Here is an 11,844-nt window from a genome sequence, read left to right on the forward strand (position 1 = left end):
ATGGTCGAAACCCTGCTCGAAGTACGTAACCTGAGTAAGACCTTTCGCTACCGCACCGGTTGGTTCCGCCAGCAGACCGTGGAAGCGGTGAAGCCGCTAAGCTTTACCCTGCGGGAAAAACAGACGTTGGCGATTATTGGTGAGAACGGTTCCGGTAAATCGACGCTGGCAAAAATGTTAGCGGGAATGACGGAGCCGACAACCGGTGAATTGCTGATTGACGATCATCCCCTGAACTATGGCGACTATTCGTTTCGCAGCCAGCGTATTCGCATGATTTTCCAGGACCCGTCAACGTCGCTAAACCCGCGTCAGCGTATCTCCCAGATTCTCGACTTTCCCCTGCGGCTGAATACCGATCTTGAGCCGGAGGCGCGGCAAAAGCGCATCTACGAGACGCTGCGGATGGTCGGGTTGTTGCCGGATCATGCCAGCTATTACCCTTACATGTTTGCCCCAGGGCAGAAACAGCGTCTGGGGCTGGCGAGGGCGTTGATTCTGCGGCCCAAAGTCATTATTGCTGACGAAGCGCTGGCCTCGCTGGATATGTCGATGCGCTCGCAACTGATTAACCTGATGCTGGAATTACAGGAAAAACAGGGTATCGCTTATATTTATGTGACCCAGCATATTGGCATGATGAAACACATCAGCGACCAGGTTCTGGTGATGCATCAGGGCGAAGTGGTCGAGCGCGGCAGCACCGCGAGCGTTCTGGCCTCCCCGCTACATGATTTAACAAAGCGCCTGATTGCCGGCCATTTTGGTGAAGCATTGACCGCAGATGCCTGGCGGCAGGATCGCTGAGAGGGTAAGCGGTAGTTATCGACCTGCTGCGTTGGTAACTACCTTCAAGGCATTACTGGTAATTCGCCAGAATCTCAACTTTGGCTTTTGCCGGGCCGGGCGAAAAGGTGCCGGAGGTGCGGATGAACCTGGCTGCCATTTTAATCGAACCGTCACCCGAAACGGCATTACCGCCGATGGCATAAGGACCGGCGGCAAAATTACTGCTCAGGGTATTCGCATCCGTCGGGGTGTCCAGTTTGACCGGGTTGCCTGGTGTGGTGCCCTGAGTGCTGTAATCGCCCCAGGCAAGTTGCACGCCTACCCCCTGCGCTCCTGATCCATCGAGCTTGATGATGCCTTGGTTTGCATTACTGAACCCGTCCAGCGGGTGAACCGTCACCTTGACGGTGTTATTTTTTGTAAGGTTGTTCAGGTCGGTGGTGTCCGCTCCGTACCCCCAGGCATTAGAACAGCGGAGCTGGAAACTGGCATCCACCCACGGGGTGCCTGTCCCCTGTGCGGTACTGGAATGCATATTGTGTGTGCCCATTTGGACTGTTTTTGAGGCATTGACGAATTCGCAGGTGCTGGAGTAGAGCGAAGCAACGACTTTGGGGGTTCGTCTGTCGGTAAGGCAGATTGTGGTATCCGATGCGACAAGTTTTTCAGTGTTGCATTCATTTAACGTATCACCGGATGCTGGCCCGATCCCCTGAATTACCGTCAATCCTGTCACATCATACACGCCAAAAGGGAGAGTATTAGCGGTGGAGGAATAACGCCATAACCGCATATCCACATGCATACCAACCCCCATCGCCGAACCCGAGCGACTGAATTTCCGGGTGAGTTGAGGCCAAAGTGCGATCGGTTTCCCATAAGATTCTGAGGGACCGTCAGCATCATTGTAGGACACGCCTATGCCATCGACATTCGTTTTATAAATCTTATAATTTGTATATTCACCTGCACACACTTCCTGCGCCGTTACTTCGCTATTCTGAATTGCAAGATAATATACACCGTTGCGCCCATTGGAATTGACTGAGTTTACTTTCAGTAAAAAATTACCTGTACCCCCTATCATTGAACACATTGGGATAGTATTACCCAGTGTAATTTTATTTTTTATATTTGCTATAAAATACGCATTTTCCGGCGGATTAGCCACCGTGACATCCAGTTCACCTGCATACAGATTAATACAAAAAAGAAAAGAGATGGGCGTTATAAAGATTTTCCACTGTTTCATCGTTCACTCCTTGACTTCCTCACCCCTTAAAAAATATACGATAGATTATCTAAGAAAAAATATTATTTTCCCGAAAAGTGCGACGAGCTCGCGCGTTGTTAACTCAAACAATAAATTTCAATTATAGGGAATTAACAATCACTCCTTTAAGAAATAGAGCTCCATTGACTAGTGAAAATATTCACAGCCAGGTATTTGGCTCTCTTGCGCAGCGAGAGTATTTAAATGCATTAGGGGTTATAGTATATCAGGTCAACCTGGAATGATATTCTATTGTGAAAATTGCGATGATTTATAGAGAGATCTAATAATAACCATTATTAACACAAATAATAATTTGTAACGAATTCAGATTACAAATAATTTAGTTCAACGCGATCTGAGTCAGTTAACGAAGCTACAGTCCATTCTGCCGCCTCGTTTAAGGCTCAGTTATAACTGGCGAGGATTTCGATAGCGGAATCGGCTTTGCCACCTTTTACCGTACCCGTTGTGCGCAGGTATCGGGCCGCCATGTTGATTTCTCGTGTGTAAGTGTTTCCGCTGGTGCCAAAGTTCTCATCCGACACCACCTGCGACTGGCCGAATAATACCGGCCTCGCTGGATCGCCCGCAGGCAGTGAGGAGGCGCCCCCCCACGCCAGTTGAATACCGTAGCCTTCGGCGCCCCCGGGTTTCAAACCGATAACACCACGCGCGCTGTCAATAATGTCGTAACGGGGGATCACGGTGACGATGATGCCTTTTGTGGCGGTATTGGCGCTGCGGCTTTTAATGGTATTGTTAGTATCCTTTGACATCGTTGCGGTCATGCCATATCCCCATGCTTCCGGGCAGTTGAGGGTGAAGCTGGCATTCACCCAGGGAGAACTGTTGCCGATAACCGAACGGGCATGGGAACCCATTTGCACGGTTTTATTAATGAAGTTGCAGGTGCCGGGGACAAAGGTGATAGACCCACTGATAGTTGCGGCGTTTATCGTATAGCTGCGTGGCATTGGATAACTGGATTGATCTGACGGAAGGCTGGAAAAACTATCGCTTGAGTTCACTAGTTGCAGAGCATGAATAACTTTGAAACCTTCGATTTTGAATAAGCCATTATCCGCCGCCCCTACCATGCCGGGGATTTTCCATAACGTAATGCGCGTTCCCAATGAAGAATTTTGCATATAGTTTGTTACCTTATAGTTATTATCCTCCCATAGTGGTTTATCCATGTCACCTATAGTTTGATTGTTATATCTTCGTTCCAAAAAAGACAGACCAATCCCATTTACATTGGTTGGAAAAATCCATTCACTATTATAATAAACCGGGTCGCCATGGTTTGATGTAACATATTGAACAATCCTAAGGCTTCTACCCGTAGGCGATGATGAACAGTTTATCGATGCCGTGGCCCCTTGCGAATAATCCCAGGTGTATAATTTTCTGTATTCAGCCGTATTGCCTGATAAGCCAGCCGTAACATGATCCAATGATACGGTTGAGGGTAATGTAAAGTTATAGATATTCCTGGTTGTTTTTGAGCAATTAATTGCTGTTGCCCATGCGTTAGTACTAATCAGAAAAAAAATAATACCGTATCGCCACATCGCGCTCTCCTTAGCTCAATTCATATGGCGATTAACATACGACAATAATTCACCAAGAAAAGATATTAGATCTTCTCAATCTATAGCACTTATCCCTGTGCGCATTTATGATCCTTTCCTTAAAATTAGGTCGTGTTAAGACTGATAATGTATCGTTTGATTAACTGTACGCCGCATCCCATTTCCCGCTGGTTGGATGACCCGGAATGATACTCTGGTGATATACTTTTGCTGTATCGAACGGTTACTGACTCTTTCTGCATTCGCTGAGGTAGCACCGTACTCTCACGGAAAAAACGTGACAGTGGCAGCGGCTGCTGGGATAATTCGGTTTCGTTTTGATTTATGTTGAAATGGCAATCGTAACCTCTTGATTGTTAAAGTAAATAAAAGCAATGACTATAAGGATTAAAAGCTATGGGTTTTCTTACCGGTAAGCGCATTCTGGTAACGGGCGTTGCCAGCAAACTTTCCATCGCCTACGGTATCGCGCAAGCAATGCACCGCGAAGGCGCTGAGCTGGCGTTCACCTATCAGAACGACAAACTGAAAGGCCGTGTCGAAGAGTTTGCCGCTCAACTGGGTTCCAGCATCGTGCTGCCATGTGACGTTGCGGAAGATGACAGCATCGAAAACCTGTTCAGCGAACTGGTTAGAGTCTGGCCGAAATTTGATGGCTTTGTTCACTCCATCGGCTTCGCACCGGGCGACCAGCTGGACGGCGACTATGTGAATGCAGTCACCCGTGACGGCTTCAAAATCGCTCACGACATCAGCTCTTACAGCTTTGTTGCGCTGGCTAAATCCTGCCGTGCCATGCTGAATCCGGGTTCTGCCCTGCTGACCCTGTCTTACCTGGGTGCTGAGCGCGCTATCCCGAACTACAACGTGATGGGTCTGGCTAAAGCTTCACTGGAAGCTAACGTCCGCTACATGGCGAACGCAATGGGTCCTGAAGGGATTCGCGTTAACGGTATTTCTGCAGGTCCCATCCGTACTCTGGCGGCTTCCGGCATCAAAGACTTCCGTAAAATGCTGGCACACTGCGAAGCGGTTACCCCGATTCGTCGTACCGTCACCATTGAAGATGTGGGTAACTCCGCAGCCTTCCTGTGTTCTGACCTGTCCGCAGGTATTTCCGGTGAAGTGGTCCACGTTGACGGCGGTTTCAGCATCGCCGCAATGAACGAACTGGAATTGAAATAATCTTCCATGCCCCCCAATCCTGGGGGGCATTTCTTTACCCTCAATCCTAAGATTGCATCGCGGCGGCAAGCGCATGCATCCTCCGCTCAAAATATGACGGGTATATGCCTTTCTGATATTTATTATCACCTAACAATCTTTCATCCCCCTCCCCGCTTACGCCAGGATAAAGCAGCGAAAAAGATCCGGCGTATCTGTGTAACGACGTGTCCGGATCGCCACTTTCAGACAAGGAACGACCATGGAACAACGCCGTTTTTCCGGCAAAAGCCACTGGTATCATGAAACGCAGTCGAGCGCACGTCAGCATCAGACGTTACCTCTCGTGCCGGAAGCCGCACGCGTAGAGGATCACTTTCTGCTCGATCTTTCATTACCGGCCGATGTGATTGAGGCGTGTCGTCGCTGGCTACTGCCGGCAAGAAAACTCTATGGCTTGCTTTTTCCCCAACGGGTCACGGTCAATCGCCTGCGTACCCTGAGTAACTATGACAGGCTGAGCACGGCGCTCACCGTGGCTCAGGTGTATGGCGTTCAGCGGCTGTGCAATCACTATGCAGCCCGACTCGCCCCGCTACCCGGCCCCGATTCCTCGCGTGAGAGCAATCGACGCCTGGCGCAGATTACCCAATATGCCCGCCAGCTTGCCGCTTCGCCGGACGTGATTGACGCACGCGCTCGCCAGCAGCTTGAGGATGTTGGTCTGACCGAATACGACATCATCCTGATGTCACAAATCATTGGCTATGTCGGATTCCAGGCGCGTACGGTGGCAGGTTTCCAGGCGATGAACGGGCAGCCGGTACGCCTGATCCCCGGCATGGGAATGCAGCAAGAAGCCGCAGCGCCTAAATTTTCCGAACCTCAAGGCCAGTGGACTGCCGGGATTGAGGGCGTCGACCAGCGTATTGCCAGCACGCGCCAGCTTGAGTCGCTTGCCGCCTGGCAACCCCTTAAAGCATTTCGTCTGCTCGCGCCGGTGCTGGCTCACGAGTCTCCCGTGCTTGATGCCTTGGGAGAAATCTACAGCGGCGCGCGCGCAGAAATCCTCGATGACGAGGTGGCCGGGCTGATTGCGCTTTATAGTGCGAGAATTAATGGCAGTGTGCACTGCTTCAATGAAAGCTGGCAGCAGTGGATCGGCTCCGATGAACTGGCCGAAGCCGTGCGTAATGGCGAGCGCGTGCTAAAAAGACTTGGGCAAACCCGAGCTAAAGAAGGAACCCTGGCGGAGATTGTGCAGGTCCTGACTTGTGCGCCCGATCGCTTTAGCACCACGCAATTTTCGTCTCTTCTGGCACTGGGCTTTGCCGCGCCTGGGGCGATCGGTCTGGTGGCCTGGTGTGCCTTATGTGGTTGGCTTAATCGCCTTAAAATTGCGCTGGGGGATGTGGCCTGACGGTTTCTCAAAGCCGGTGGCTAAAAGCATAGCGTTCGCAGGGTATTTTGCCCAAAGAGCGCTTGCTGCCACCCCCGGATTCGCGTAAAACTGTCAGCCGCTCTTTCAGCCACGAAAATAGAAAACTATGTTTCAGGATAACCCGCTGCTCGCGCAGCTAAAACAGCAACTTCATTCCCAAACACCTCGTGCGGAAGGTGTCGTGAAAGCCACGGAAAAAGGCTTTGGTTTCCTCGAAGTCGATGGGCAAAAAAGCTATTTCATTCCACCGCCGCAAATGAAAAAAGTGATGCATGGCGATCGTATTATCGCCGTTATTCATACTGAAAAAGACCGGGAATCCGCAGAGCCGGAAGAGCTGGTTGAACCCTTCCTGTCGCGTTTCGTCGGCAGAATTCAGCGTAAAGATGACCGCCTTACTATCGTTCCCGATCATCCGCTGATTAAAGACGTCATTCCTTGCCGCGCAGACCGTAGTGTTACCCATGATTTTAAAGAGGGTGACTGGGCCGTGGCTGAAATGCGTCGTCATCCGCTGAAGGGCGATCGGACGTTCTACGCAGAACTGACCCAATTCATTACCTTCGGCGACGATCATTTTGTTCCCTGGTGGGTGACCCTGGCGCGTCACAACCTTGAAAAAGAAGCACCGAATGGCGTCGCCACGCAGTTGTTAGATGAAGGTCTGCAACGCACCGATCTTACCGCACTGGATTTTGTGACCATCGACAGTGCCAGCACCGAAGATATGGATGATGCGCTTTATGTTGAAGAGCGTGCCGACGGCAAACTGCAACTGACCGTCGCTATCGCGGACCCGACAGCCTGGATTGCTGAAGGCAGCGACATCGACAACCATGCTAAAATTCGGGCCTTCACCAACTATCTCCCAGGCTTCAACATTCCGATGTTGCCGCGTGAGTTGTCTGATGATCTCTGTTCCCTGCGGGCGAACGAAGTCCGCCCGGTCCTGGCCTGCCGCATGACCATCGACAACGAAGGCAGCATTGAAGACGACATCACCTTCTTTGCCGCAACCATCACATCGAAAGCCAAACTGGCTTACGACGATGTGTCTGACTGGCTGGAAAATAACGGCGCCTGGCAGCCGCCGAGCGATGCCATCGCTCAACAGATTCGCCTGCTGCAGCGTGTTTGTCTGGCTCGCGCGCAGTGGCGTCAAACTCACGCACTGGTGTTTAAAGACCGCCCTGATTACCGCTTCATTCTCGGCGAAAAAGGCGAAGTGCTGGATATTGTGGCGGAACCCCGCCGCATTGCTAACCGTATCGTCGAAGAGTCAATGATCGCGGCAAACATCTGCGCGGCACGTGTTCTGCGTGACACACTCGGTTTCGGTGTTTACAACGTTCATATGGGCTTCGACCCCGCCAGCAGCGAACAGCTGGCTGCGTTGTTGAAAACCCATGGCATGCATGTTGATGCCGAAGAGGTGCTGACTCTGGCAGGCTTCTGCAAGCTTCGCCGTGAGCTGGATGCGCAGCCTTCTGGTTTCCTCGATAGTCGTATTCGTCGTTTCCAGTCGTTCGCAGAAATCAGCATTGATCCCGGCCCGCACTTTGGCCTTGGCCTCGAAGCCTATGCCACCTGGACCTCGCCGATTCGTAAGTATGGCGACATGATCAACCATCGGTTGTTGAAAGCCATCATCAAGGGTGAATCCATTGCGCGTCCGCAGGCGGATACCACGGTGCAGATGACCGAGCGTCGTCGTCTGAACCGTATGGCGGAGCGTGATGTCGGTGACTGGCTGTACGCACGTTATCTGCAGGATAAAGCCGGTACAGATGCCCGCTTCGCCGCGGAAATCATCGACATTAGTCGTGGTGGAATGCGTGTGCGTTTGGTTGATAATGGCGCCGTGGCGTTTATTCCCGCTCCTTTCATTCATGCCGTGCGTGATGAACTGGTGTGCAGTCAGGAAACAGGCACCGTACAGATCAAAGGTGAAGCCGTTTATAAAGTGACTGACGTTATTGATGTGACCATTGCCGAAGTGCGAATGGAAACACGTAGCGTTATTGCTCGTCCTGCCGTTTGATTATTATCTGATTCGCCCCCCTGGATTCTGGGGGGGCGTAATTTATGGATGCGATTCCACGAGCATTTCCTCTTTTATTCCCCCACAAATTGTGTAAACCCGCCACACTTAAAAATAACTGCGCGCGACGTCAGTGATTTGCTATGCAAATTTTACGCACCCGCTATATTTTTAAACAGAAGTCGTTTTATTATCAGACAGTAAGCAAAAATACGTTTTCCCCTGGTTCCCCCTTATGTACTGATGATTGTTCCGTCCTTGATACGTATCCGTTGCGCTTTTTGGTGGGTTGGGAGATAGCATGAAAGACTCGCAGGAACAGAACTTACTGTTTCGTTATTTGGGCTCTTACAGCCCCTTCTGGCGCCTGAGTGCAGACAGTAACGCCCTGCACTTTGCCCCTGATGAAGATTCGGATGTCAGTCAGGTGGTTACGCTCAGTGATGATCAAGCGTCACTACTGCGCCAGCTGACGGTGATTACCTCAAGCCTGACGATGCATCTGTCTTTGTTTGGTGATGATGTCCCCGTGCATCTCGTCGGGCGAAAAATCAATAAACAGGAATGGGCAGGCACTGCCTCTGCCTGGAACGATACCACTTCTGTTGCCCGCGATCTGGTGCAAGGGCTCTCTTTTGCTGAACAGGTGGTTTCCGAAGCGAACTCGGTCATCGTTATTGTTGATCGTAATGGCAGAATTCAACGCTTTAACCGTTTATGTGAAGAATATACGGGGCTGAAAGAGCATGAAGTCATCGGACAAAATGTCTTCACACTTTTTATGAGTCAGCAAGAGGCCGCAGCATCGCGGCAGAATATCTCTGAATTCTTTCGCAACGGCGCGTCTTATGAAGTTGAGCGCTGGATTAAAACCCGAAAAGGGCAACGCCTTTTTTTGTTTCGCAATAAATTCGTACATAGCGGCAGTGGGAAAAATGAAATTTTTCTCATTTGTTCGGGTACCGATATTACGGAAGAAAGACGGGCGCAGGAACGTCTGCGTGTTTTAGCTAATACCGACACGATTACCGGTCTTCCCAATCGCAATGCTATTCACGAATTAATCAGCAATGCCATTGAGAATCGTGGCGATACGCAAATAGGTATCGTCTACCTTGATCTGGATAATTTTAAAAAGGTGAATGATGCCTATGGTCATATGTTTGGCGATCAGCTTTTGCAGGCGGTGGCACTGGCCATTTTAAGCTGTCTGGATGAAGGTCAGGTGCTGGCAAGACTGGGCGGTGATGAGTTTCTCGTCCTGGCGACGAATTCGTCTCAGAGCGCGTTAGAGGCGATGGCCTCGCGGATTATTACGCGCCTGCGTCAACCATTCCGCATCGGCCTGATTGAGGTCTACTCTGGCTGTTCGCTGGGGATCTCCCTTGCCCCTCAGCATGGAAACGATCGCGAAAGCCTTATTCGTAATGCCGATACCGCCATGTATATCGCTAAAGAGAATGGCCGTGGTAAGTTTTGTGTCTTCACGCCGGAAATGAATCAGCGCGTCTTCGAATATTTGTGGCTGGATACCAACCTGCGCAAGGCACTCGAAAAGGACCAACTGGTGATTCACTATCAGCCTAAAGTGACCTGGCGCGGCGAAGTACGTAGCCTGGAAGCGCTGGTGCGCTGGCAATCCCCCGAGCGAGGCTTAATTCCTCCCCTTGATTTTATTGCTTATGCGGAAGAATCCGGTCTTATCGTCCCACTCGGGCGTTGGGTCATGCTGGATGTGGTCAGACAGGTGGCGAAGTGGCGCGACAAAGGCATCAATCTGCGTGTGGCGGTCAACGTCTCAGCCCGCCAGTTAGCCGACCAGACTATTTTCAGCGACCTTAAGCAGGCCTTAAGCGATCTCAATTTTGAATACTGCCCGATTGATGTTGAATTAACGGAAAGCTGCCTGATTGAGAACGAAGATTTAGCGTTGTCCGTCATCCAACAGTTCAGCAAACTGGGTTCACAAGTGCACCTTGATGATTTTGGCACCGGCTACTCTTCACTTTCGCAACTGGCCCGTTTCCCGATTGACGCCATCAAACTCGACCAGTCATTCGTCAAAGACATCCATAAACAGTCGGTATCGCAGTCGCTGGTGCGTGCGATTGTTGCGGTCGCACAGGCGCTAAATTTACAGGTGATTGCCGAAGGGGTTGAAAGCGCGAAAGAAGACGCCTTTCTCACCAAGAACGGCGTCAATGAACGACAAGGATTTCTTTTTGCTAAGCCCATGCCCGCTGCCGTTTTCGAGCGATGGTATAAACGCTATCTGTCACGCAAATAAATCAACTGGCTTTGCTCATACTGGTCGCGGCATGCCGGTTCTGTAACTGAACCAGACGTTCCATATAGGCAATGTCTTTAGGCTCAAGACAGAATGCGGCATCCACCCAATCTTCGGTGATGTCCATTAATTCACTGCGCGGCAGTTGCATAACACGCTGGCGTGCACGCAACATAGCGCGTATGCCGTTGAGCCTGGGCTGCAACGTATCAATGAACGTGCGAACCGCCAGATAACCCTGGCCTGGCTCAAACAGTTGATCCACCAGCCCATGTTGCTCATACCATTCGGCCGTATGCGACTCACCTTTATAGATAAGTTCTTCAGCCAGTTTCATTCCCGAGCGACGGGCCACCAGCGAATAACCACCCATGCCAGGAAAGAGATTAAACGCTATTTCAGGGAAGCCGAGACGGGCATCGCGTTGTGCCAGAACAAAATGATGCGCCAGCGCCGCTTCAAATCCACCACCGAGCGCGCTTCCCTCGACCATCGCCAGGGAAATGGCGCCGGTATCAAACCCGCGTGAGGCGGCATGAACGCAATCCACGCACGCACGTGCATAGGCGCGCAGGGCTTCACGTCGTCCATTCTGGATGCACTCAACGAAAAAACCTAAATCCCCGCCGGTATTGTACATTCCGGGGACCAGTGAACCCGTAACCCAGAAATCGACCGCGAATCCTGCCTGACGAACGAGCCAGGAGGCATTCATGATCTCTTCAATTAACACGTGGCTAAAACAGGGTCGGGGCTGCGCTCGCAACATCATCCATACAGTGCGGCGCTCTTCTTCGTAATAGCAGGAAAGTTGCGTAAAACGTTCAGTGTCGGTAAAAATTTTGCACGTAGCCTGGTTGATAACTGTCATAGACTGGATCCTCCGGAAATAAAAGCGCGTAGTGCGCAATGCAAGACTAATCCAGTCGCAAACCGGGCAGAATGTAAGTTAGCGAATATATAATGGGTGCTTAGAATATTTTGAGATTTCGTTTTTCCGCTTCTCTTTTTACACTGTTTTCTGCATCATTCATTTTGTTAATTTTCAAACATAAAGGTGAAGCTATGGCCGACATTGACGTAAAGCAGCTGACCGGGCGGATCGATACCGTGCTGGATATTCTGGTTGCCGGTGACTACTCATCCGCCATTCGTAACCTGGAGATCCTCAAGGCGGAATTACAGCAAGTTGAAAGCGCCGGGCAGGAAGGCATTCCAGGAGCGCCTAAAACTCCCTGGGAAGTATAATTA

The 11,844-nt window shown here is 50.8% G+C and carries 9 protein-coding genes; 6 read left to right on the plus strand and 3 right to left on the minus strand.

Features of this window, described 5'->3' with window-relative positions; translation table 11 throughout:
- Entirely contained in the window at positions 1–807 is an 807-nt protein-coding gene (gene sapF, locus ACUY4Q_RS12985) for a putrescine export ABC transporter ATP-binding protein SapF (RefSeq protein WP_458043180.1), read from the plus strand.
- Positions 808–859: 52 nt separating this feature from the next.
- On the opposite strand, the gene ACUY4Q_RS12990 is transcribed toward sapF, so the two are convergent.
- Together ACUY4Q_RS12990 and ACUY4Q_RS12995 are read right to left on the minus strand one after the other, a co-directional pair.
- Complete coding sequence (locus tag ACUY4Q_RS12990; protein WP_458043181.1) at positions 860–2,041, minus strand: fimbrial protein; 1,182 nt, start codon at positions 2,039–2,041, stop codon at positions 860–862.
- A gap of 428 nt (positions 2,042–2,469) precedes the next feature.
- Entirely contained in the window at positions 2,470–3,213 is a 744-nt protein-coding gene (locus tag ACUY4Q_RS12995; RefSeq protein ID WP_458043182.1) for a fimbrial protein, read from the minus strand.
- Between the two features lie 843 nt (positions 3,214–4,056).
- Here ACUY4Q_RS12995 and fabI point away from each other — a divergent pair.
- The 4 genes from fabI (at position 4,057) to pdeR (ending at position 10,593) form a co-directional block, all read left to right on the plus strand.
- On the plus strand, positions 4,057–4,845 hold the full coding sequence (gene fabI / locus ACUY4Q_RS13000; protein WP_458043183.1) for an enoyl-ACP reductase FabI: 789 nt from the start codon (positions 4,057–4,059) through the stop codon (positions 4,843–4,845).
- 241 nt (positions 4,846–5,086) lie between these two features.
- Positions 5,087–6,244, plus strand: coding sequence for a carboxymuconolactone decarboxylase family protein (locus ACUY4Q_RS13005; RefSeq protein ID WP_458043184.1), 1,158 nt, complete (start codon positions 5,087–5,089; stop codon positions 6,242–6,244).
- 127 nt (positions 6,245–6,371) lie between these two features.
- Complete coding sequence (locus ACUY4Q_RS13010; protein WP_458043185.1) at positions 6,372–8,306, plus strand: exoribonuclease II; 1,935 nt, start codon at positions 6,372–6,374, stop codon at positions 8,304–8,306.
- A gap of 301 nt (positions 8,307–8,607) precedes the next feature.
- Positions 8,608–10,593 (plus strand): cyclic di-GMP phosphodiesterase, encoded by a 1,986-nt coding sequence (gene pdeR / locus ACUY4Q_RS13015; protein WP_458043186.1) that lies wholly within the window; start codon positions 8,608–8,610, stop codon positions 10,591–10,593.
- A 1-nt stretch (position 10,594) separates the two neighbouring features.
- Here the strand turns inward: pdeR and ACUY4Q_RS13020 are convergent, their stop codons facing one another.
- The gene (locus ACUY4Q_RS13020; RefSeq protein ID WP_458043187.1) at positions 10,595–11,464 is read right to left on the minus strand and encodes a crotonase/enoyl-CoA hydratase family protein; all 870 of its coding nucleotides are present in this window, start codon (positions 11,462–11,464) and stop codon (positions 10,595–10,597) included.
- Between the two features lie 194 nt (positions 11,465–11,658).
- Here ACUY4Q_RS13020 and yciZ point away from each other — a divergent pair, with 194 nt between their 5' ends.
- The gene (gene yciZ, locus ACUY4Q_RS13025) at positions 11,659–11,841 is read left to right on the plus strand and encodes a protein YciZ/DeoL (protein ID WP_458043188.1); all 183 of its coding nucleotides are present in this window, start codon (positions 11,659–11,661) and stop codon (positions 11,839–11,841) included.
- The last annotated feature ends 3 nt before the right edge of the window (positions 11,842–11,844 follow it).

This window comes from Phytobacter cepae (assembly GCF_054165735.1).

What these genes read in the sequence shown, in the direction of transcription:
- sapF (WP_458043180.1), top strand. Translation starts at nt 1, where the DNA reads ATGGTCGAAACCCTGCTCGAAGTACGTAACCTGAGTAAGACCTTTCGC.
- ACUY4Q_RS12990 (WP_458043181.1), bottom strand. Translation starts at nt 2,041, where the DNA reads ATGAAACAGTGGAAAATCTTTATAACGCCCATCTCTTTTCTTTTTTGT.
- ACUY4Q_RS12995 (WP_458043182.1), bottom strand. Translation starts at nt 3,213, where the DNA reads ATGCAAAATTCTTCATTGGGAACGCGCATTACGTTATGGAAAATCCCC.
- fabI (WP_458043183.1), top strand. Translation starts at nt 4,057, where the DNA reads ATGGGTTTTCTTACCGGTAAGCGCATTCTGGTAACGGGCGTTGCCAGC.
- ACUY4Q_RS13005 (WP_458043184.1), top strand. Translation starts at nt 5,087, where the DNA reads ATGGAACAACGCCGTTTTTCCGGCAAAAGCCACTGGTATCATGAAACG.
- ACUY4Q_RS13010 (WP_458043185.1), top strand. Translation starts at nt 6,372, where the DNA reads ATGTTTCAGGATAACCCGCTGCTCGCGCAGCTAAAACAGCAACTTCAT.
- pdeR (WP_458043186.1), top strand. Translation starts at nt 8,608, where the DNA reads ATGAAAGACTCGCAGGAACAGAACTTACTGTTTCGTTATTTGGGCTCT.
- ACUY4Q_RS13020 (WP_458043187.1), bottom strand. Translation starts at nt 11,464, where the DNA reads ATGACAGTTATCAACCAGGCTACGTGCAAAATTTTTACCGACACTGAA.
- yciZ (WP_458043188.1), top strand. Translation starts at nt 11,659, where the DNA reads ATGGCCGACATTGACGTAAAGCAGCTGACCGGGCGGATCGATACCGTG.